Origin of the sequence: Frankia sp. AvcI1 (assembly GCF_001420875.1) — a bacterium.
In the GTDB taxonomy this organism is placed as follows: domain Bacteria; phylum Actinomycetota; class Actinomycetes; order Frankiales; family Frankiaceae; genus Frankia; species Frankia alni.
In genome coordinates this window covers 31,097-51,573 of sequence record NZ_LJFZ01000002.1, presented here as the reverse complement: position 1 = coordinate 51,573, position 20,477 = coordinate 31,097, and the positions used below count along the sequence as shown (strand labels likewise).

General features: G+C 71.5%; 8 protein-coding genes and 27 pseudogenes. 26 read left to right on the top strand and 9 right to left on the bottom strand.

Annotated features, from left to right (window positions below; all coding sequences use genetic code 11):
• Positions 1 to 43: 43 nt before the first annotated feature.
• The 4 genes and pseudogenes from UK94_RS02420 to UK94_RS02415 form a co-directional block, all read left to right on the top strand.
• Positions 44 to 1,069, top strand: a pseudogene (locus UK94_RS02420) (acyl-CoA dehydrogenase family protein); the annotation flags it as partial.
• Between the two features lies 1 nt (position 1,070).
• Positions 1,071 to 1,169 (top strand): annotated as a pseudogene (locus tag UK94_RS37445) (hypothetical protein); the annotation flags it as partial.
• A gap of 1 nt (position 1,170) precedes the next feature.
• Positions 1,171 to 1,324: pseudogene (locus tag UK94_RS37440) on the top strand (acyl-CoA dehydrogenase); the annotation flags it as partial.
• A gap of 78 nt (positions 1,325 to 1,402) precedes the next feature.
• Positions 1,403 to 2,605, top strand: coding sequence for an acyl-CoA dehydrogenase family protein (locus UK94_RS02415; protein WP_055748565.1), 1,203 nt, complete (start codon positions 1,403 to 1,405; stop codon positions 2,603 to 2,605).
• A 101-nt stretch (positions 2,606 to 2,706) separates the two neighbouring features.
• On the opposite strand, the gene UK94_RS02410 is transcribed toward UK94_RS02415, so the two are convergent.
• From UK94_RS02410 to UK94_RS02400, 7 genes and pseudogenes are all read right to left on the bottom strand, one after another.
• On the bottom strand, positions 2,707 to 3,435 hold the full coding sequence (locus UK94_RS02410) for an aspartate/glutamate racemase family protein (RefSeq protein WP_011601634.1): 729 nt from the start codon (positions 3,433 to 3,435) through the stop codon (positions 2,707 to 2,709).
• A gap of 46 nt (positions 3,436 to 3,481) precedes the next feature.
• Positions 3,482 to 3,666: pseudogene (locus UK94_RS72620) on the bottom strand (NCS1 family nucleobase:cation symporter-1); the annotation flags it as partial.
• A 1-nt stretch (position 3,667) separates the two neighbouring features.
• Positions 3,668 to 3,973 (bottom strand): annotated as a pseudogene (locus UK94_RS37435) (cytosine permease); the annotation flags it as partial.
• Position 3,974: 1 nt separating this feature from the next.
• A pseudogene (locus tag UK94_RS37430) lies at positions 3,975 to 4,485 on the bottom strand (cytosine permease); the annotation flags it as partial.
• A 7-nt stretch (positions 4,486 to 4,492) separates the two neighbouring features.
• On the bottom strand, positions 4,493 to 4,984 hold a 492-nt coding region (locus tag UK94_RS37425), incomplete at its 3' end, for a cytosine permease (protein WP_313949442.1).
• 431 nt (positions 4,985 to 5,415) lie between these two features.
• Positions 5,416 to 5,594, bottom strand: a pseudogene (locus UK94_RS37420) (GntR family transcriptional regulator); the annotation flags it as partial.
• Position 5,595: 1 nt separating this feature from the next.
• Positions 5,596 to 6,123: GntR family transcriptional regulator (locus UK94_RS02400; RefSeq protein WP_235486255.1), on the bottom strand; the 528-nt coding region annotated here is incomplete at its 3' end.
• Positions 6,124 to 6,301: 178 nt separating this feature from the next.
• Between UK94_RS02400 and UK94_RS34525 the strand changes: the two are divergent.
• The 20 genes and pseudogenes from UK94_RS34525 to UK94_RS37325 form a co-directional block, all read left to right on the top strand.
• Positions 6,302 to 6,729 (top strand): annotated as a pseudogene (locus UK94_RS34525) (acetyltransferase); the annotation flags it as partial.
• Position 6,730: 1 nt separating this feature from the next.
• A pseudogene (locus tag UK94_RS37415) lies at positions 6,731 to 6,952 on the top strand (acetyltransferase); the annotation flags it as partial.
• Positions 6,953 to 7,894: 942 nt separating this feature from the next.
• Positions 7,895 to 8,569, top strand: a pseudogene (locus UK94_RS75690) (hypothetical protein); the annotation flags it as partial.
• Between the two features lies 1 nt (position 8,570).
• Positions 8,571 to 8,680, top strand: a pseudogene (locus tag UK94_RS37405) (methyltransferase); the annotation flags it as partial.
• A gap of 1 nt (position 8,681) precedes the next feature.
• Positions 8,682 to 8,986: pseudogene (locus tag UK94_RS37400) on the top strand (methyltransferase); the annotation flags it as partial.
• 49 nt (positions 8,987 to 9,035) lie between these two features.
• Positions 9,036 to 9,194, top strand: a pseudogene (locus UK94_RS72615) (hypothetical protein); the annotation flags it as partial.
• A 1-nt stretch (position 9,195) separates the two neighbouring features.
• Positions 9,196 to 9,543: pseudogene (locus tag UK94_RS37390) on the top strand (hypothetical protein); the annotation flags it as partial.
• A 1-nt stretch (position 9,544) separates the two neighbouring features.
• Positions 9,545 to 10,098, top strand: a pseudogene (locus tag UK94_RS37385) (hypothetical protein); the annotation flags it as partial.
• Position 10,099: 1 nt separating this feature from the next.
• Positions 10,100 to 10,680: pseudogene (locus UK94_RS37380) on the top strand (hypothetical protein); the annotation flags it as partial.
• 1 nt (position 10,681) lies between these two features.
• Positions 10,682 to 10,898: pseudogene (locus tag UK94_RS37375) on the top strand (hypothetical protein); the annotation flags it as partial.
• Positions 10,895 to 11,197, top strand: a pseudogene (locus UK94_RS37370) (ParA family protein); the annotation flags it as partial. The pseudogenes UK94_RS37375 and UK94_RS37370, both read left to right, overlap by 4 nt.
• A 1-nt stretch (position 11,198) precedes the next feature.
• Positions 11,199 to 11,275: pseudogene (locus tag UK94_RS37365) on the top strand (hypothetical protein); the annotation flags it as partial.
• A gap of 1 nt (position 11,276) precedes the next feature.
• Positions 11,277 to 11,571 (top strand): annotated as a pseudogene (locus UK94_RS37360) (ParA family protein); the annotation flags it as partial.
• Positions 11,572 to 11,579: 8 nt separating this feature from the next.
• Positions 11,580 to 11,812 (top strand): annotated as a pseudogene (locus UK94_RS37355) (ParA family protein); the annotation flags it as partial.
• Between the two features lie 1,024 nt (positions 11,813 to 12,836).
• Positions 12,837 to 13,175 (top strand): annotated as a pseudogene (locus UK94_RS37350) (hypothetical protein); the annotation flags it as partial.
• Between the two features lies 1 nt (position 13,176).
• Positions 13,177 to 13,352 (top strand): annotated as a pseudogene (locus tag UK94_RS37345) (hypothetical protein); the annotation flags it as partial.
• Between the two features lies 1 nt (position 13,353).
• On the top strand, positions 13,354 to 13,856 hold a 503-nt coding region (locus UK94_RS37340; protein ID WP_235486253.1), incomplete at its 5' end, for an SCO2522 family protein.
• 1,158 nt (positions 13,857 to 15,014) lie between these two features.
• Positions 15,015 to 15,206 (top strand): annotated as a pseudogene (locus UK94_RS37335) (mechanosensitive ion channel family protein); the annotation flags it as partial.
• A 1-nt stretch (position 15,207) separates the two neighbouring features.
• A pseudogene (locus tag UK94_RS37330) lies at positions 15,208 to 15,793 on the top strand (mechanosensitive ion channel); the annotation flags it as partial.
• A 1-nt stretch (position 15,794) separates the two neighbouring features.
• A pseudogene (locus UK94_RS37325) lies at positions 15,795 to 16,598 on the top strand (mechanosensitive ion channel family protein); the annotation flags it as partial.
• 694 nt (positions 16,599 to 17,292) lie between these two features.
• Here UK94_RS37325 and UK94_RS02350 read toward each other — a convergent pair.
• A complete protein-coding gene (locus UK94_RS02350; RefSeq protein ID WP_011601622.1) occupies positions 17,293 to 17,601 on the bottom strand; it encodes a GlsB/YeaQ/YmgE family stress response membrane protein in 309 nt (102 codons plus the stop codon).
• A 149-nt stretch (positions 17,602 to 17,750) separates the two neighbouring features.
• A complete protein-coding gene (locus tag UK94_RS02345; protein WP_011601621.1) occupies positions 17,751 to 18,413 on the bottom strand; it encodes a hypothetical protein in 663 nt (220 codons plus the stop codon).
• Between the two features lie 457 nt (positions 18,414 to 18,870).
• Here UK94_RS02345 and UK94_RS37320 point away from each other — a divergent pair.
• Together UK94_RS37320 and UK94_RS37315 are read left to right on the top strand one after the other, a co-directional pair.
• A pseudogene (locus UK94_RS37320) lies at positions 18,871 to 19,780 on the top strand (amidase family protein); the annotation flags it as partial.
• Between the two features lies 1 nt (position 19,781).
• Positions 19,782 to 20,355: amidase family protein (locus UK94_RS37315; protein WP_268761189.1), on the top strand; the 574-nt coding region annotated here is incomplete at its 5' end.
• Positions 20,356 to 20,477: the final 122 nt, after the last annotated feature.

Genomic DNA, 20,477 nt, shown 5'->3' with positions numbered 1-20,477 from the left:
ACGTGACCTCACCCACTGCTTCCGCCCCGCGCGAGGAGGGCCCATGAGCTCGGAGTTCGCCTGGTCAGCCGAGCAGGTCGAGCTGCGCCGGACGGTACGTGCGTTCGCCGCAGAGGTCAGTCCGCAGGAGGAGGTCCGGCGGCTGATGGCCTCGCCGCTCGGCCACGATCCCGCCGTCTGGTCCCGGCTCGGCGAGGAACTCGGCGTGCTCGGACTCGCCACGGACGAGGAGTACGACGGCGTCGGCGACGGGCTGGTCTCCCAGGCGGTGGTGATCGAGGAGCTGGGCCGGGCGCTCGTGTGCGGGCCGCTGCTCGGTTCGATCATCCTCGGTGCCACGGCGCTGGGGGGCCTGAGTGACAAGGCGGCGCGGGCGGAGCTGCTGCCGGGGCTCGTCGCGGGCCGCACCACCGCCGCGCTGGCGGCGCCGCTGCACCGGGGCGGGTTCGACCCGGCCGCCGTCACCGTGACCGCCACCGCCCGCCCCGGCACCGCCGCACCGGGCGGCACCCCTTCCTCCGACGGCACTCCCTCCCCGGGCGGAGCCGCGACCGCGGGGTACACGCTGCGCGGGTCCGTCGCGCACGTGCTGGACGGCGCCGCGGCGGACCTGCTGCTCGTCGCCGCGGCGATCGGCGGCACGGACGGGAACGGCGCGGACGGGGACGGCGCGGCCGAGGGCAAGGACGTGGACGGGGACAAGGACGGCTACGGGGGCGCCGTCGGGCTGTTCGCCGTGAGCGCCGAGGCCGCCGGGCTGGTCCGGCAGTCCACGCCGACGATGGACCTCACCCGGCGGCAGGCCACCGTCAGCTTCAACGACGTCCCGGCCCGGCTGCTCGCCGCGGCGCCGGAGGCCGCGGCCGTTCTCGCCACCACCGCGGAGACCGCCGCCGTGCTGCTGGCCGCCGAGCAGGTCGGCGCCGCTCAGTACCTGCTCGATCTCTCCGTCGAGTACGCCAGGACCCGGCTGCAGTTCGGTCGGCCGATCGGGTCGTTCCAGGCGGTCAAGCACCTGTGCGCCGACATGCTGGTGCTGGTCGAGCAGGCCCGTTCGGTGGCCTACCACNGGGCGTGGGCGCTCGACGAGGGCACCGACGACCCGCGCATCGCGGCGAGCCTCGCGCAGTCGGTGTGCTCGACGGCGTTCACCCAGGTCGCGGCGATGGNCGTGCAGGTGCACGGCGGGATCGGCTTCACCTGGGAGCATCCCGCCCACCTGTATCTCAAGCGCGCCTACACCGACGCAGCCCTGTTCGGCGGCGCCGAGGCGCACCAGGAGCGACTGGCCCAGCTCGTCCTCGACGACACCGACGGCCGCTAGCCCGCCGCCGCAGCCCGCGCCCCGCGCAGGCACCAGCAACCTTTGGCACGACGTGACGACGACAGGCGGGAGACGGCGATGAGCGCCGAGACGGCCAACACCCTGGCTGCGCCGGGGGATTCGCAGGACGATCGGGCACGCGTCGAACAGGCCGCCCACGCAGTGGTCGCCGGCCTCGACCCGGCGACCGCGACGACGGCGGAGTTCCTCGGCGCCTGCTACGACGCGGGTCTGGCCTGGGTGCACTTCCCCGTCGGCTTCGGCGGCCTCGGCCTGCCCGCCGGGCTGCAGGCGGTCGCCGACGCGATCCTGGCGGCAGGCGGTCGGCCCGACCCGTTCCTGAACAACCCGATCGGCGTCGGCATGGCCGGCCCGACCCTGCACGGCCACGCCGACTCCGAGCTGCGGGCGAGGCTGCTGCGCCCGCTGTACACCGGCGAGCAGATGTGGGCCCAGTTGTTCAGCGAGCCGGGCGCGGGCTCCGACCTCGCCGGGTTGTCGACCCGCGCGGTGCGCGACGGCGACGACTGGGTCGTCGACGGGCAGAAGGTGTGGACGAGCCTCGCGCACCTGGCGAGCTGGGCACTGCTGCTGGCCCGGACCGACCCGGACCTGCCCAAGCATCGCGGGCTGACGTACTTCATCGTCGACATGCACGCCCCCGGCGTCGAGGTCCGGCCGTTGCGGCAGGCCACCGGCCAGGCCGAGTTCAACGAGGTCTACCTGACCGGCGTGCGCGTCCCCGACGCCCATCGCCTGGGCGACGTCGGCCAGGGTTGGAACGTCGCGATGACCACGCTGATGAACGAGCGCTCCGCGATCGGCGACTCCGCGCTCGGCCGCGGCTCCGGCACGATCGCCGACGCGCTCGACCTGTGGCGGGACCGGCCCGACCTCCACAGCCCGGCGCTGCGGCTGCGGCTGGCCGACCTGTGGACGCAGGCCGAGGCCTACCGGCTCACCGGGGAGCGTGCCCGCGTCGCCCGCACCGCCGGGCCGCCCGGACCGGAGGCGTCCATCGGCAAGCTCGTCGGCGCCGAGCTCAACCAGAAGATCTACGACTTCTGCATGGAGATGCTCGGCCCCGAGGGCACCCTCTACGACTCCTACGACGATCCGTCCGACAGCCTGCAGCGCCGGTTCCTGCGGGCCCGGGCCAACACCATCGAGGGCGGGACGTCGCAGATCCTGCGCAACGTGCTCGGCGAGCGGGTGCTCCGGCTGCCCGGCGACGTCCGCGTCGACACCGGAAAGCCCTGGCGGGACGTCCCCCGCGGCTGACCGAGCCGCCGCAACCAACCCCCCGAGCCGCCACGACTCGAACCGCCGCAGCCGGCTGGAACCGCCGCAACCGACCGAACGACCACAACCGGACCGGGGCGTCAGGAGCCGAAGCCGTGCAGCAGGCCGGTGTACGGCTTGCGGGGCGGCGGGGCGTACTCGCCCCGGCCGCTGCTGCGCAGCCCGAGGCCGGCGAGGCCGGCGACCGCCGCCGTGGCGACGGACACGCCGTCGATCACCGGGATGCCGAGGTCGGCGGACAACGCGGCGCACAGGTCCGCCATCCCGGCGCAGCCCAGTACGATCACGTCGGCGCCGTCGGCGTCGCGTGCCGCCCGGCACTCGGCGAGCACCCGGGCCGGGGCGCCCGGGTCGCTGTCGAGGGCCAGGACCGGCAGGTCGCAGGCCCGCACGCTGCGGCAGACCGGACGCAACCCGTACCGGTCGACGAGTTCGGCGGCCCGGCCGCGGGTGCGGTCCAGGGTCGTGACGACGCTGAAGGCCCGGCCGAGGCAGCTCGCCGCCCGCATCGCCGCCTCGGCGATGCCGAGCACCGGCCCGGCCGCGAGCTCCCGGGCGGCGTCGACCCCCGGGTCACCGAAGCAGGCGATGACGTACCCGGCGGCGCCGTCCTCCTCGCCGGCGGCGATCTCGGCGAGGATGCCCGGGACGCTGAGGGCCTCGTCGTAGTGGCTCTCGATCGACGCCGGGCCCATCTCCGACGTGACCGCCTCGACGAGGACGCCCGGACGGGCCGCGAGCTGGGCGGACTTGTCGATCAGCGTGGTCATGGCGACGGTGGTGTTCGGGTTGATGACCCTGATGAGCATGGGCGCGGGCCGTCCAGGTCGATCGTTCGCCGGCAGGGGATCGCGGCTAGCGGGCGGCCGGTTCCTGGCTGGCCTGGGGCGCACGCGGCGCCGGCACGGGGGCGGGCCGCAGCGAGGTCGCGGTGATCGGTGAACGTCGGGCGAGCACGTAGTAGACGGCCAGGCCGAGGCCCATGCCGATGAACCAGCTGTACTGGCCCGCGGTGCCGATCCAGGAGATCGCCGAGGACGNCACCACCACGGTGACCATCGCGACGACGGCACCGACCGCGGTGGCGATGACCGCCGGCGGGTTGACGCCCTTGCGGTACCAGTAGGTGCCCTGCTCGGACATCGTGAACAGGTCATCGACCACCACGACCCGGCGGCGGATCACATAGAAGTCACAGATCAGCACCCCGAACAGCGGGCCGATGAAGGCGCCCAGGGTCTCCAGCGTGTAACGAATGACATCCGGGTTGTTGTACAGGTTCCACGGGGTGATGAGCACCGATCCGACGGCGGCGATCATGCCGCCGGCGCGCCAGCTGATCCGCTGNGGGCTGACGTTCGAGAAGTCGAAGGCCGGCGAGATGAAGTTCGCGACGATGTTGATGCCGATGGTGGCCGTCGTGAACGTCAGCGCGCCGAGGACGATGGCGAAGGTGCTGTCGATACGGGCAACCGTCTGCACCGGGTCGGTGATGAGTTCGCCGAACACCGGAATCGTCAGCGACGAGGTGAGCACCACCAGCAGGGAGAAGACGAGGAAGTTCACCGGCAGACCGAGCAGGTTGCCCCTTCGGACCGCGCCGAACGACTTCCCGTACCGGGCGAAGTCGCCGAAGTTCAGCATCGGGCCGGAGAAGTAGGAGACGACCAGCGCGATCGCCCCGAGCATCAGGGAGATCGTCGATCCGTGGTGGTCCCCGCTGCCGATGTTGAGGCTCATCGCGCCCCAGCCGGCCCGGTAGATGAGGTAGCCGGTGAGCGCGAACATGACGACGTACACGGCTGGCCCGCAGAAGTCGATGAACCGGCGGATCGTCTCCATCCCGGTCCAGAAGACGGNGGCCTNCAGGACCCACAGCACCGCGAAGCTGCACCAGCCGAGCAGCGGAAGACCCAGGAAGCCGTACTGGTGGACGTCGGCGTACGGGGTGAGCCCGGAGAAGAGCTTCAGCAGCACGACGTCGAGCGCGGCCGAGGCCAGATAGGTCTGGATGCCGTACCAGGCGACGGCGATCAGGCCACGGATCACGGCCGGGACGTTCGCCCCGAGGACGCCGAACGGCGCCCGGCAGATTACCGGGTAGGGCACCGCGCCCTGCTGACTCGGCCGAGCGACGAGGTTACAGAAGAAATAGACGATGGTGATGCCCACCAGCAGCGCGACCAGAACCTGCCAGCTCGTCAGCCCGAGCGCGAACAGGCTGCCGGCGGTCACGTAGCCGCCGACGCTGTGCACGTCCGACATCCAGAAGGCGAAGATGTTGTAGGCGGACCAGCCCTGTTCCTTCAGCGGCGCCAGGTCCGCATTGTGGAGGCGGGGGTCGTACCCCTCTTCCACGACAGCCACCCCGGCCGGCCCGGCGGTCTCGACGAGACCACCGGGAGCCGTTTCCGGGCTCCGCGATCGCNCCGCGGAGGTCACGGACTCGGTCATTGTTTCTCCCTCGATCGACTGCACGGTCCGGATGTATGATCGGGCGTCGGCCGACCTGCCGAAATCGCCGACATGCCGAAATCGCCGACATGCCGAGAGAACCGACCTGCCGAATGCACCGACCTGCCGAATGCACCGACGGGTCGCCGGCATCACGGCCGGCATCGGCACCGGACCGCCCTGGTCGAGCGAGATGATTCCGGTGTCCGGCTGCTGTCGAGAAAGCGTAGGGCGGCGATGTTTCTGTCGAATGACGCGACAGATATATCCGGACCAGCCCGGACCATCGGCGGGCCGCCACATCGCCGGCCCGTCTGCGTCTCCCCGGGGGCCGCTCAGCCCTGGCCGAGCTCGCCGGACTCCGGCAGGGCCAGCACGAAGTTCTGCAGGCGGCCGTGGTGCAGGCGCGAGACCTCCAGCAGCGCGGCCGCGTCGCGGGCCCGGAAGGCGTGCAGCATCCGTTCGTGGTCGTCGTTGAGCAGGTCCACGGCGTCCCGTGAGGCGTAGTCCATCGNCCGGGCGGGCTCGGTCATGTTCCAGGCGGACTCGAACATGCGCGCCAGGCGCGGCATGCCGCCCGCGTTGACGAGCGCGAGGTGGAACCGCCGGCTCTCCCGGTGGTGGCCGCGGGAGTCACCCGCCCGGATCGCCTCCGACGTGGCGGCATGCGCCTGGGAGACCAGCGCGTCGTCCGCGGCGGTCGCCCGGCGCACCGCGGCGCCGAGGGCCGCCGCCTCCAGCGCCTCTCGCACCAGGTAGAACTCGCGCAGCTCGCCCGGGGTGAGTGTCGCGACGGTGTAGCCCGCCCGGGAGCGGTGCTCCACCAGGCCCTCCCCGACGAGGCTCATCAGCGCCTCCCGGACCGGAATCCGGCTCACCTGGTAGCGCGCGGCCACCTCGTCGACGGGGATGGGCAGGCCCGGCGCCGCCGCGCCGTCGAGGATCACCCGCTTCAGCTCGCGCAGAATCGCCTCGCGGGCGGAGCCGCTCCAGCTCGTGGACAGGGTCGCGACCCAGGCGGTGGGCGGCCGGGGAACTCGCATCGCACCCTCCAGTAGGGCCACGGCCGGCAGACGCGGTCCCGGCACGATGCGGGGACTGTAGTCCCGGTCTGTTTCGTCCCGTCCACGGGCAGATCTCGCCGCGCTCACGCCGGACCGCGGGCGCCGGCGTCGCATCGCCGTTACCCGCGCGATGCGGCGAACGGGCAGGATCGGACAGGTGCGCATACGGCGGGCGTCCGAGGAGGACTGGGACAGGATCTGGCCGGTGTGGCGGGCCGTCGTGATCGAGGGTGAAACCTGCCCCTGGGAGCCCGACACCGGTGAGGAGACCGCCCGCGCCGTCTGGATGCTCCCGCCGCCTGCCGAGGTGCTGGTCATGGAGGAGGAGGTCGAGGCGGACGGGGCGGCGCAGGTGGCGCAGGTGGCGGACCGGGCCCCGGGCGCGACGACCGTCGTCGCGACCGCGCTGCTGACGCCGAGCCTGCCGGGCCTCGGCAACCACGTGGCGCAGGCGATGCTGCTGGTCGATCCGAAGCGGATCGACCAGGGGGGGCCGCGCGCCGGCGCCGGTCCGTACGAGGATCACGGGCCCTACGGCGGCCCGGCGTCCCCCACCCGTGGGCGTGCCGGCGGTCACTGGGAGAGNGTCAGCCGCCAGGCCGCCGAGGAGATGATCGACTACGCCACGGACCTGGGTTACCAGGCGATGCAGGTTCACGTCGTCGCGGCGAACCCGAAGCTGGTCTCGCTGTGGCGGTCGCTGGCGTTCCGCCAGGTCGGCACGCTACCCGCCGCCTACCGCCATCCCTGGCTCGGCAACGTCGACCTCTACGTCATGTACCGCTTCCTGCCGCCGCGCGAGCGCTGAGCCGACCGGCAGGCGCTGCACCCCGGCACGGCAGCATGGCCAGCCCACCATGACCTGGTAACCACATCAATCGCACCGGGAGACAGGTCTCCCCCCACACAGCGGGGCACCGCGGCAGCATCACACACATCTAAGTGCAAAGCAAAAAACCACCAGTCCTCCACGTAAGCGCCCTCATTGTCGCATCATGTGAACCATGGTCTTTCCTGCGGGACCAGCGACGGGTGTCTCCGCCCATGCTCCGACGCCGAGGCACCACGGGCGCGGTAGTCTTCGAATGCCCGGGGGATGGAGCCCGAGGCTCCGTCTCGTCCCCGGCGTGTCCGGCTCGACACTGCCGACCGGCCATGCCGCTCGTGCGACCTCGCGGCGCCGATTCGGGAGCGGACAGTGTTGTCGAGGCCGTCCCGGCGGTGCTGGAGGGATTCACAGTGGAGTCGCGGCTCGAAGTGCGCTTGGTCGAGAGAGAGGATCTCCTTCCTCTGCACGCGGTCGACCGGGAGGTCTTCGGCGAGCTGGCGTACCCGTACTTCGCTCTCCGGCAGCTCTTCGACGCGCATTCCGGGGAGATCCTCGTCGCGCGCATCGACGGCAGGCTCTGCGGCTACTNCCTGACCATGACGTCACGTACGTCGGATATCGGCTGGTTCCAGGGCCTTGGGGTCGTCCCGGGGCTTCGCGGGCACCGCATCGGGCGCCGACTCGCCTGCGACGCGTTGACGCTGCTGTTCGAGCACGGCATTCAGCACGTGCGACTGGCCGTCCGCGAGGAGAACATCGTGGCGACCAATCTCTACGAAAGCCTCGGTTTCCATCGAACCTCCAAGGAAGTGGACTACTTCGGCTCCGGCGAGAACCGGGTCCTGATGACCTGTCGGTTGACCCAGGCGATCATTCGCTCGTGGTCCGCAGAGGTCTCGTCGACGCCCGTCCGGACGGTGGATGTCGGCGCCGTCGCGCCGGATCGCGCCGACGCGCCGTCCACCCCGCGCTGAGCCGCCCGCCGACCTCCCGTCCTACCGCGCCGGCCTCCCGTCCTACCGCGCCGACCGGCGCCTGCCCGCACCGGCCGGCGGACGCCGGATGCCCACACCGGCGGCCGGCGGGCGCGGTGTGCCGCCGATCGGGTCGCGGCGCCTCGGCGCACCATCCCGCGGCGCCTCCTCGACCGCCGGACACGCTCGCCGGGATCCTGTCTCCCACGACGGCGCCGCCCGGGCCCGGCTACGCCCACCACCGGCCGCGGAGGCGCGTCCGATGACCACGCGGACTGATCCGCTTCCGGAGGCGGACCAAGGAGTGAACGTGGCACACAACTCGGATGCTCCGTGGGACGACTTCGATCCGACGGCCTACTTCAGCCACAACTACCACACGCTCCGCGATGACGACCGACTCATTCTCGGGCTGGTCCGGGACTTCTTCGTGAGTGTGGGACCGTCCCGACCGGTGCGCGGGATAGACGTGGGCACGGGCCCCAATCTCTATCCAGCGCTGTCGATGCTGCCGTGGTGCCAGGAGATCACCCTGGTCGAGCACTCCACCCAGAACGTGGCCTGGTTGGAAAAGGAGGTGGCCCATGGATACGCACCGACCTGGGATCCGTTCTGGACGGTGNTGACCTCGCGTGCCCCGTATCGGAGCATCGGCGACCCCCGCGGGCGGTTGGCGTCGGCGGCGCGTGTGCAGAAGGGTAACCTGTTCGGTCTTCCGGCCGGCGAGTGGGAGNTGGGCACGATGTTCTTCGTCGCCTGCTCGATCTCGGGTCATCACGGCGAGTTCGAGGAGGCGGTGAATCGCTTTCTGGGCGCGCTGCGACCTGGCGCGCCCTTCGCGATGGCCTACATGGAGAACTCCAAGGGCTACGAGGTCAGCGGCCTGAAGTTCCCGGCCGTGGAGGTTGGGATGCCCGAGGTTCGGCGCTGCCTGGAAACCCGCACGACCGATCTGCAGATCAGCCGGGTCTCCAGCGAGTCGCTACGTCCGGGATACACCGGCATGATGGTCGCCCTCGGCCGGGCGGCAGAACGCTGACCAGGCGCCGGAAACGGCGGACCGGCGGGGGCGGNGGNAACAGGNGAAGATTCAACCGCGACAGTTGCTCCTCGATCTCTGGCAGGCTGCGGCCGCGTACTCGTACGTGAAGGGCGAGTGGGTCTTCGGCGGGCGGGCCGAACCGAACTCGACCGCCGACGCCGAGCAGCTCCTCTGTCTGATGTATCCGGCCACGACGGAGTCACCCNATTTCCGGCTGGAGCAGCCGGACCTGACCGCGCGTGACGTCGCCGAGGCACTGCGCCCCCTGGGTGAGGCCGTCGACGTGCCCCAGGTGCTTCTCGGCGCGGTCAGTGCCTTCCTGCGCCGGTACCGCGACGACGACGGCATCCCGGTCTTCCACGGCGGGTCATACCTACAGGCGATCAATCAGGGCGACGAACTCCCCCCGGACCGCCAGCAGGTCGAAATCGTCGACTCCATGTCGATGTCGATCACGCTGTGCCTGGCGATCCTGGGCTTCTTCAAGGAGTACCGGAACACGGGCATCCGCCGGCCCCAACTGCTGCGGGACATCGAGTGGGTGGAGAAGGCGGNCAGCGAGCGACTGACCGCGGCGATGGTCGGTCTGCTGCGCAGCTTCGCCGTGCACGCCTTCTCCCCGACCTCCGCCGCCGGCGACACGTTGTTGCGCACCACCGACCAGGACCGGCTGCCGCGGGAGCAACTGACTGCCCAGCTCCAGCGCTCGCTGAACGACATCCGCGCCGACCTGCAGCGGGCCACCGCCGGAACCGCCGGCCTGGAGGTCCTGGAGAACGAAAACCACCTGTTCGAGTGCGGCTGGTCCTGGGGGGTCGTCCGTGCTGCACCGACGGTGCGGACCGACGAGTTCCCCGAGGCAGCCCAGAAGCCGGGACGGGCAATATCCCGACCGAACCTCTACTTCACGCTCACCGCCCTCGACGGCATCGCCGACCTCTTTTCGGAACGCACCCGCCGTCTCGGCCTGCTGACCGCGGCACAGCAGGCGCTCTCCGACAATCTCCAGTTCCGCTGGGATCTGGTGCAGCGGTACTGGTCGACGATCGCAGGATTCGGCAGCCAGCGCACCGCGTTGGAGGACATCCCCTGGCGGCCGACCGTCCGGGNCGATGGCGAGATCCCGGTCAACGACCACTACTACTCCCTGCAGGTCGCCGGCATGATGATCGAGGACCTGTACCGCCAGAAGCCGAGCGACAACGAGCTCAGCCGGGTTGCGAAGGTCCTGGACGAGCTGGCGATCCGCAGCCGGGTGACGCGCCGGGCCACCCGCCAGGAGGCGGCGATCGACATGCACGTCCCGGGCCTGCGCGTGCGGCTGGTCGAGACCGACGAGCGCGAGCCGGAGCTGGTCTGGCCGGTGGCCGACTTCGTGACGGCGCTACTCAAACGGACCGTCCGTCTGGCGACGCTCGCGCGCGGTGCCGAGCTGCGTCAGGAGCTCCTCGACCTGGCCGACCGGATCTGGGATCACATCGAACAGAGGATGATCGAGGAAGGTCCCGGCGAGGGACTGTGGGACGACCCCCGCCGCACGTTCCGGGATCTGTCCCCGGTAAGCACCGAGCCGTCGTGGTACTTCACCGAGCGGGTGATGGAGTGCCTCATCGCCGTCGTGGGCGCCATCGAGCGGGAGCCGGTCACCAGTGGCCGCGCCATCACCGAGGCACTCGAACTCCTCGCCGAGGNCGAGCACCTGTTCCACAAGCAGCTCCTGGGCGGCGGGCTGGACGCCGGCCCGGCGATGCGCCGTGAGCTGGACGGCATCGGGGTGCAGATCGAACGGGGTCGCGCGGCGGCGCAGCGCCGGCCCGGCACGGCGAAGGCGATCCTGCAGGAGATCCTCCTGCGGCTCGACCAGCTCGACGCGGCCCGCCCGCAGTTCTACGAGGCCATCCAGCCATGATCGTCCTGGCCACCTCGGACAAGGGCGGAACCGGACGGTCCGTCACGACGACGAACGTCGCCTACCGCCGTGCGCTGCAGGGGGACGATGTCTGCTACCTCGACTTCGATTTCGGATCGCCGACGGCAGGCGCCGTCTTCGACGTCGAAGCGGCGAGCCGGGGGGTCAAGACCGGGACCGGGGCGCACTCGTACTTCCAGGGAGACGCGGCGGAGCCGGTGCGCATCGACGTCTGGAAGCAGGCGAGCTGGTCGCGGCGCCGGCGGCCGACCGGCTCCGGGCGGCTGGTCCTGGTGCCCNGCGACGAAGGCGGCGGCGAATTCCCGATCAGTGTGGAGATGATCGGACGGTGCCGTCGGCTCCTGGTCCGCCTCGCCNAGGAGTTCAGCGTCATCCTCATCGATCTGAGCGCCGGCCGGTCGTATGCGGCGGACCTCGTGCAGGAGGCGACCGCGGCCCCGGACCTCGGCCGCGAGGACGTCCGCTGGCTGGTCTTCCACCGGTGGACCAGGCAGCACATCCTCGCGGCGCACGGCCTCGTCTTCGGGGAACGCGGGATCGTGAGCAACGGGATCAGGCTCGGCCTCTCCCGGGAGGAGATGGAGAGCTGCGTCAGGTTCGTCCGGACCGCCGTCCAGGAACCGAATTCCCCGCTGCTTAGTCCGCTGCGCGCNCAGCAGNCATCCTGGCTGCAACGCTGCCACAACGAGCTGGTCGACCTCGCCGCCCGTCGGCGACTGGGCCGGAGCATGGTCATCGGTGCCATACCACTGGATCCGGTGCTGCAGTGGCGCGAGCAGATTATCCGGGATCTGGACATCAGTAGCACCCAGATCGCCAACCGGGAGACCGGTGAAGCGTTCGAAGATCTTGCTAGAAAGCTCACGGATCCACGTTCCTGGCAAGGCACCTGACGGAAATACGATAGCAACGGAAGCCGAGATCTCTAGTATCTTCGAGGAGGTGCGACCAAAGGGGGATTCCAATGCGGCCCTTGCTACAGCGAATCTCGATAGCCCTGCTGACCGGAGCGGTCAGTTTCGGGCTGACAAAGCTGGCCAGAGGGTCGTTGGTCTCCACGCTCNCGCTGGCGGTCTTCGTGGCCGGCTCCGTGCTCGTGGTGGAGTTCCTCCGCGACGTCGAACGCTCCATGACCTCGACCGAGAACATGATCTCGCACGTGAACAATGCCACGCGGCTGCGCGAGGCCATCGAGGGGTCGGCGTTGGACGTGCTGCCGACCGGCAGTCGCCCGGTCCAGGGACTGATCAACAACGTGGTGGGTTTCACGCCGCCCTCGCCTATCCTGGGCCGGTTGGTCGTGTCGGAGATCCGCGACCTCACCGAGCTGGTCCAGGGCCTGACGACGGAGATCGGCCGACGATCGGCCTACGCGGCGAGCTGCGAGGGCGAGGATCGCAACTGGCTGCTCGCTCTCACGGGGGCCGCGACCGGCCGGATCCTGGCGACCAGCACGACCGCCGCCGACGGCGGCCAGGGCAAGTTCGAGGACGGCTTCTGGAAGACCGAGCTCGGGCGGGCCTACCTCAACGCGCAGCGGGCGGCGGNGGACCGCGGCGTCGAGATTCGCCGGGTCTTCATCCTCACCGATCCGGAGATTCTCGCCAGCGATGACTTCATCCGGACCTGCGAAAAGCAGCTCAAAGCCGGCATAGAGGTACGGACCAACGAGGTCCTGAGCAATTCTCCGTCCACCCGGAACGACTGGACGGCGACCTTCAAGGACTTCATCCTCTTCGACGACGAGGTGAGCTACGAGGTCGATCTGGAGGGCATCCCGCCCACCCTGAGCATCGCGAGGACGAACCTTCGCTACCACCCGGTGACGATTCTCGACCGCCGGACGCGGTTCGAGGAGATCTGGGAGGCGAGCACGCCGTTCCGACTGCCTNAGCCCTCCCCGCCGCCGGACGCCTGATGACCATTCCCGTGCACCGCCGCCAGGAAGCGCGGACTGAGCCGATGGACGCCGTGTACCGAGAGTCCACCGCGGTCGCCTGGACCAGCGAGGTGCCGCTGGCGCACGTGTCGGTCGAGCTCGGTCATCTCTATCTGGAGGACCTCCGTTCGACGGACCTGGACCGCTTCTTCGACCGCATCGCCCCGTGGACCGATCGCGCTCGCATGGCCGCGATCGCGGGGAATACCGCGGGGCGGCCGCGGGTGAGTACCTGCCTGCTGCTCGACGACTATTCCGGGACCGCGGATTCGACAGCCGAGTTGCGGCCCGGCGAGGCGATTCCGCGCCTGCTCGACNCCGCCCAGCGCGCCGGGGTGCCGATCGACTACCTCGCCCGGGAGTCGGGCCTCGTCGAGTACCGCGGCGGGTCCCTCGCCGAGCTGGTGGAGGTGGCGCTGGTCGCGGATCCCCCGTTCGGGGCCGACGGCTCCCGACCACCGGTCACCGAGACCGGCTGGCTGACCAACGGCCAGNGATCCCCCGTGGTGGGGGCGCGTCAGGCGATGGGCGGCCGGGCCGGCTGGTCGCCGCCGATCGAGAACGCCCGGCACCTGCACTCGATCTTCCTCGACGTCGAGCTGTGGAGCGGTCCGGACGGCAAGCGGACCTGGTCCTGCGCCTACCTCGCCGCCGTGTGGCAACTGGCCCGGCTCGGCGTGCTGCGCCGGCATGGCCGCGACGTGCTGCGCCCCGAGGTCGCCGAGGTCGCCGACCTCGCCGCTCTGCCCGACGACTGGTCGCAGGTGCCCGCCGTGCTCCAGGCCGGGCTCAACCCGGCGCCCTTCTGCGCCTACCGGACCTTCTCGGTGCTGGCCGGCCGGTTTCTCCCGGTGGAGAACGCGGTCCGCACGATCCTGTCCCAGGTGGCGGTCGACCCGGCGGCGCTGGACCAGACCGTGCGGCGCGCGGCGGCGGAACGGATCACGTTGCCGCTCGAGATCGTCGACCGGATGTCCTACGTCCTGCTTGGCCCGTGACGTATCGGCCATCCGCCACCGGTCCCGGCGGTCGGCAGCCCGCCAGGCCGGCATGAGCGACGCCGGGACCGGGACCGGGGACGGGGAGCTCGCCCTGCTCGTGGGTGGGGTGCGCACCGCGCTCCTGCGGCACTCCGGCGCGGTGAGCGAGCCGGTCGCCCAGGAGATCCTCGACCTGGTGCCGGCCGCCGCGGTCCGCTCGGCGACCAGGCCGTCGGCCCGAGCCGTCTCGCCCGACATCGTCGAAGGAGTCCACTGCCGGTTGCCGTCGGGCACCGGCCGGCGGGTGGAGGGCGTCGGAACGGTCGTCAGCCGCGCCGTCATCGCCGGCGGCCGCATCGCGCAGGCGTCCAGCCGGGCGCTGGTCGTGCCCGCCGCCGGGACGCGCCGGCGCGGCTGGGCCGCCTACCTCGCCCGCCGCGGGGTCATCGAACGGATCGGGCGCGGCTCCGCCGACGATCTCAGCGCCGGCTTTCTCGGCCCGCGACGGCCGGGAACCATCGATCTCGACGCCGTCGCCGGCCGCCTCCTCGACCGGGTGCAGGCGGCCCCCGCCCTCGACGGGGCGGTGCCCCTTCGCGCGGCCCGGACCAGGTTCAGGTTCGTCATCGACCTCGCCGACCGGGCCGAGACGGTTACTCCCGCGCCGCCCCGGTTCAGCCTCGACGACGACAACGTCCGCACCCTGATCCTCGACGCTCCCCGGGGCGGGCCCGAGGCCCTGGTGACACTCTGCGAGGACATCGCCTGCCACGACTGGTTGCTGACGGTCGTACAGGGCCTCGTCGACACGCTCGACGAGGCGCCGGGACGGGTGGACCGGATNGCGCGGATGGCGCGGGTGAGCCCGGCGATCGAGCAGCTCCTGCACCTGTGGATGCCGTGCGCTCACCTGGAGCCGGACCTGCGGTGGGTCTGGTCAGCGCTGGAGGGCCGCCCAGGTTTCTCTCGTCAGTGGGCGAGCATCGTCGATCNCATCCGCAACGAGCAGATGGGATCGATCCTTCGTGCGGTGACCGGCGACGGCTGGCGGAACGGCTCGGGAGCCGCTGCGGATTAACACGCCGACGCCGGTATGGCGCGGATCACCTCATGAGCCGGCGGATCAGGGGCAGAGCACCCGGGGAGCCATGACCCCCAGGGACGAGGAGCCTGCCTGTGCGTGTAAGCGCCGCGCCCGATCTGTCCTACTCCAACATGCAGTCGACGATTGCCGTGCTGACGGTCCTGGTCGGCGCGGTCGTCGTCGCCGTGGCCGCCGCCATACTGCTGCACCGGGTCGCGCTGCGCATCGGCCGGCATTCCCAGATCGTCGCCGACCTCGCGCACCGCGGCCGGCGGCCCGTCCGGNTGACCCTGATCCTCGTGGCGCTGCTCATCGGCCTCAATGCCACCCACGAGCAGGACTGGACGCAGCCGGCGATCCACGTCTGCGACATCCTGCTGATCGCCGGGATCGGCTGGTGCGTCGCCGTCCTGGCGTTCGTCTTCGAGGAGCTCGCGCTCGCGCGCTACCGGGTCGACGTCGTCGACAACCGTCATGCCCGGCGGGTGCGCACCCAGGTCACGCTGATGCGACGGATCACCGTCGCGATCATCTCGATCATCGCCGCCGCGTCGATGCTCATGACGATCCCGAGCGTGCGCGTCGCCGGGGCCAGCATCTTCGCCAGCGCCGGCGTCGTCGGCATCGTCGCGGGCCTGGCCGCCCAGACCTCGCTGGCCAACGTCTTCGCGGGCCTGCAGCTCGCGTTCACCGACGCCATCCGCGTCGACGACGTGGTCGTCGTCGAGGAGGAGTGGGGCCGGATCGAGGAGATCACCCTGACCTACGTCGTCGTCCACATCTGGGACGACCGACGGATGATCCTTCCGTCGACGTACTTCACCACGACACCGTTCCAGAACTGGACCCGCAAGGAGTCCGCGGTGCTCGGNGCGGTCGAGCTTGATCTCGACTGGGAGGTCCCGCTCGAGGAGATGCGTGCCGAGATGCACCGCGTCCTGGCAGCCACCGACCTGTGGGACCAGCGGGTCTGCGTGCTGCAGGTGACCGACGCCGTCGACGACCACATCCGGATCCGGGTGCTGGTCAGCGGCAAGGACGGCCCGACCACCTTCGATCTGCGCTGCCACGTGCGGGAGGCACTCGTGCTGTGGCTACAGCGCAACCACCACCGGGCACTGCCGCGAACCCGCATCGAGTTCGACGCCACCGCCCACCTCACCGGCCCCGCCGACGACCGCCCGCGCGCCACCGACGACCGCCGCAACGAAAGCCGGTACGGCAACGAGCGACACAGTGGTGCCGGCCCTTACGGTGCCAACAGCCACCAGAACGGAGCCGGCGACCGCGACGGGGGTGCCATCGGCACCCTGGTACGCGAGCGGGAAGACCGCGACGGGACGCCCGGCGACCGACTCCGCAAGCGCGACGGCGCTCGCCGCGGCTGGGAGCCGATCACCACGATCACCCTGTCAACCCGGGACGGCGACGGCAGTCATCTCCCCCCGAGGCCCCGCACCCCCGACGGCTCGACCGGCCCGGGTGAGGCCGGCGACGCCCCGGACGGCCCCCAGCCCCCGCACGCCGACGCCGCCGACGACGCGCGGCTGTTCTCCGGCGCAAGCGCGGACTCCGCCCAGCGGGCTCGCGACTTCAGTGAGACCACCGACCACACGAACGACCCGGACCTCCCCGGCGACGACCCCGGCCCCGGCAGGGACGCAGACGATCGGTGATCTGCTCGCGGTAAGCCGCTGCCACCGAACACCACCACCGGCGACCCCGGACCCGGACCCGGGGCCGGGGCCGGGACCGGGGGCCGGGCACGGGCACGGAACCGGTGGCGCGGTTCCGCGGAATCTGCATGACCTGGTCACGTGCCCGGTACTACGCTCGCCACCCACCTGACTACCCGCAGGCTTTCCTGACGGGGGTCGCGCGGCGTTTCTCCCGTTCCGGGACAGGNCGACTCCTCGATCTCGGTTGCGGNCCCGGCACTCTTACCATCGACCTGGNCGGACATCGNCCGGTTTCGCCTCGTGACCATGGGTGGACGATCGAACAGATCGCCGGCTGTCTCTACTCGACGTCCTTCCCCGTCAGGCGACTCCTGGGAGAACGGCGCCCTTCCTTCGAGAAGGAGATCATTGGTGAACATNCCGGCCATACCGTCGGCCGGTCGCCCACGACCCGGAACAGCGAAAAGCCGCCGGGACGGGTGCCGGCGGCGAGATCAGGTGCGGGCTGGTGCAGGGGGCGGGGCGTGGGGAGCAGGGAGCGGGGTGGAGACGGGGAACGTGGGGGGCAGGGCCGGCGGGCGAGGTCGGCGCGGGGCGGGCTGGGCCCGCGCCGGCCGACCTCGCTGCCGTCGGCTTCTCGGCAGTCCCGGAGATCACCGATGGGTGTCGCCGTGACCGACGGTCGGTTCGGTCACCGGCGGGCGTAGCGGCGGCTGCGACCACGCGACCGGCTGTTGCTGTGGCCACCGACGTTGCGCCAGATCAGCAGCACCAGGATGGCACCGATGATGGAGCCGACGATCCCGGACGGCTGGAGCGCGCCCTCACCGAGGTCCTTGTTGAACAGGACGTAGCCCAGGAAACCGCCGACGAAAGAGCCGATGATGCCCACGACAATGGTGCCGACAATGCCGATCGGATCAGGTCCGGGCAGCACCACGCGAGCGACGGCGCCGGCGACCAGACCGAGCAGAATCATGACGACGACGAATGTGACCATTTTATTCTCCCTGCCGAGGTGGTTGAGTCCTGTGTCCCCGCACCCGATCGGCATAAACACCGGTATGAGCCCTCTTTTCCGACCCGGAGGGAACAGGCCGGAGGAAGAGGGCGGGGACGGCAACCCACCCACCCCGGACAGGGCGGTGCTCAGTCGGCGCTGCGGCGGCGGCGCCGGCGGGCTCGGCGGACCAGCAGCACCAGCGCGGTGCCGGCGAGCACGCCACCGGTGGCCCGCGGGTTGTTCCGGGCCCGCTGCCCGGCGGAACGGGCCGCCTTGCCGCTGGTGGCAAGGGTCTTCTCAGCCGTGGCGTTCACCTGCGGGTGCTGGGCGAGCCGCTCCCGCACGGTGCCGACGGCCCGGTCCCGAGCACCGATCGTCCGCTCCGTCGCGGCGGCCAGCCGGGGGTTCTCGGCGACCTTCTCCCGCACGGTCCCGGCGGCCTTCTCCGCCGCGCCGCGGGTCCGCTCGCTCGCCGCGGCGACGTGCGGGGCGAGGGTCGCGGCCGCGCCGCTGACGCGCTCGCGCACCTCGGCCGCGCCCACCGCCACCCGCTCCCGGGCGCTGGGTGCCTCCCCCGGCCCGGAGGGCTCCGGAGCCGAGGTCGGCGAGGTCGGCGAGGTCGCGGCGGACGGCGAGGTGGCGGTGAGCGGCGGGGCGGCGGGGCTGTGACCGTTCAGCGCGGGTGCGCTGGCCGGCCGTTCCGGCTCGGGCGAGGACGGCCGGGGCCCGCCAGAGGCTGACGGCGCCGCGCCGGCCGGCGGCGTGTTCGGCGCGGGGTCCGGCGTCGCCGCGTTCGGGTCCACTGACATCGGGTGGTTCCTCCCTCATCGTCTTGCTCGTCTCGAGGTCTTCCGATCTCGACAACCTGCGGATCCGGGCGGCCCTCGCGGTCTCGGCGCGGCGGGCTGCCGCGTCGACGCACCGACGCCGCCGCGGCGGCGGGAGACGACCCGGTGGTGGGCGCCGGGATACCTCCGTACCACCGCGAGATGTTCACGATCCGTTCTTCCGTCGGCGGTACCCCGTCCCCGATGTTGATAACACGATGTGGCGCGCGTGATACGGCGTCACTCGCATCGCGTGTCCGACGATGCGCGATATGACCCGAATCTCACGTGATGTGCACTAAACCCTTCTCTTCCCCATGCTTCTGCCAAACCGGCAACGACGGNGGACAATGGGAGGTATCGCGCGAGGGGCGAGGCGAACGGTCCGCGGTCGGTTACGGTGCGGGCAGCAAGGCCCGATGCGGCAGGGGGGTGGCTGATGTCGGATGCACCTGGCACGCTCACCGATCCGGAGCGGGACGGCCCGCTGGACGGCGTCGCCGCCCTCGCCGCCCGCCTCGCGCGGGGCGATGTGACCTCCCACGAGCTCGTCGAGGCCGCGCTGGACCGGATCGAGGCGACCCAGTCCACGCTCAACGCCTTCCGCCGGGTCCGGGTGCGCGAGGCGCTCGCGGAGGCGGCGGCGGCCGACGCGGCGCTCGCGGCCGGGTCGGCCCGCGGCCGCGGCGGGCCGGCGGCCGACCGGCACCGCCCCCTGCTCGGCGTGCCGATCGCGATCAAGGATGACACGGACATCGCCGGTCTGCCGACGGCGTTCGGCGCCGTGGGCGAGTTCCCCCCGGCCGCCCGGGACAGCGAGATGGTGCGGCGGTTGAAGGCCGCCGGTGCCGTCATCGTCGGCAAGACGAACACGCCCGAGTTCGGCCAGTGGCCGTTCACCGAGGGCCCGGCGTTCGGGGTGACCCGCAACCCGTGGGATCTGGACCACTCCCCCGGCGGCTCCTCGGGCGGGGCGGCGGCGGCGGTCGCCGCGGGCCTGGTACCCGGCGCGATCGGTTCGGACGGCGCCGGCTCGGTGCGCATCCCCGCCGCCTGGACGCATCTCGTCGGGATCAAGCCGCAGCGCGGCCGCATCTCCAGCGCGCCCGTGCGCGAGCAGTTCAACGGCCTCACCGTCTACGGCCCGCTGACCAGGACCGTCGCCGACGGCGCCCTGCTGCTCGACGTCCTGGCCGGCAGCCTGCCCATCGACCGGGACTCCGCGCCGGCGCCGGCCGAGCCGTTCCTGTCCGCGGCCGGGCATCCCCCGCCCCGGCTGCGGATCGGGCTGTCGCTGCACCGCCCCTACAGCGGGATGCCGGCGAGTCTGGATCCGGCGGTGCGCGCCGNGGTGGAACGGATGGCCGAGGTGCTCGCCCGGCTCGGGCACGACGTCGTGCCGGTGGAGCCGCCCTACGGCCTACTCGGGACGATCTTCCTGCCGCGGTCCATGGACGGCATCCGCGACTGGGCCGGACGGGTTGCGGACCCGTCCCAGCTCGACCCGCGCACGGTCGCCAACGCGCGGACCGGTCGGGCGCTGCGGCCGCTGCTGCCGCTGGCCCGTGCGGCCGAGCCGCTGGCCCGGCTCAACATCGGCCGGATCTTCCGCCGGATCGACGTGGTGCTCGCGCCGACGACGGCGACCCCCCCGCCACGCGTCGGGGAGCTGAACCGCGACACCAACTGGGCCACCGACCAGGCGATCGTGGCGGCCTGCCCGTTCGCCTGGCCGTGGAACGTGCTGGGCTGGCCGGCCATCAACGTGCCCGCCGGCCGGACCGCCGCGGGTCTGCCGGTCGGCGCCCAACTCATGGGGCCCGCGGGCAGCGAGGCCCTGCTGATCTCCCTGGCCGCGCAGGTGGAGGACAGCGAACGCTGGCACCTGCATCACCCGGGCGAACGCGCCGCCCACGCCGCCTGACCTTCCGGGTAGGCTTTCGTCACCTGATGGCCGGGTTGCGAGGGTGCGTGGTCGAACGCCTGGTCTGCTCGGGAGAATGAGCCATGCGAACTGCCCGGACGAACCCTGCCGCGCCCGCAGGA

Bases quoted from the DNA above. Each gene is read 5' to 3' on its own strand.
- UK94_RS02415 (WP_055748565.1), top strand. From the start codon at position 1,403: ATGAGCGCCGAGACGGCCAACACCCTGGCTGCGCCGGGGGATTCGCAG.
- UK94_RS02410 (WP_011601634.1), bottom strand. From the start codon at position 3,435: ATGCTCATCAGGGTCATCAACCCGAACACCACCGTCGCCATGACCACG.
- UK94_RS02350 (WP_011601622.1), bottom strand. From the start codon at position 17,601: ATGGTCACATTCGTCGTCGTCATGATTCTGCTCGGTCTGGTCGCCGGC.
- UK94_RS02345 (WP_011601621.1), bottom strand. From the start codon at position 18,413: ATGTCAGTGGACCCGAACGCGGCGACGCCGGACCCCGCGCCGAACACG.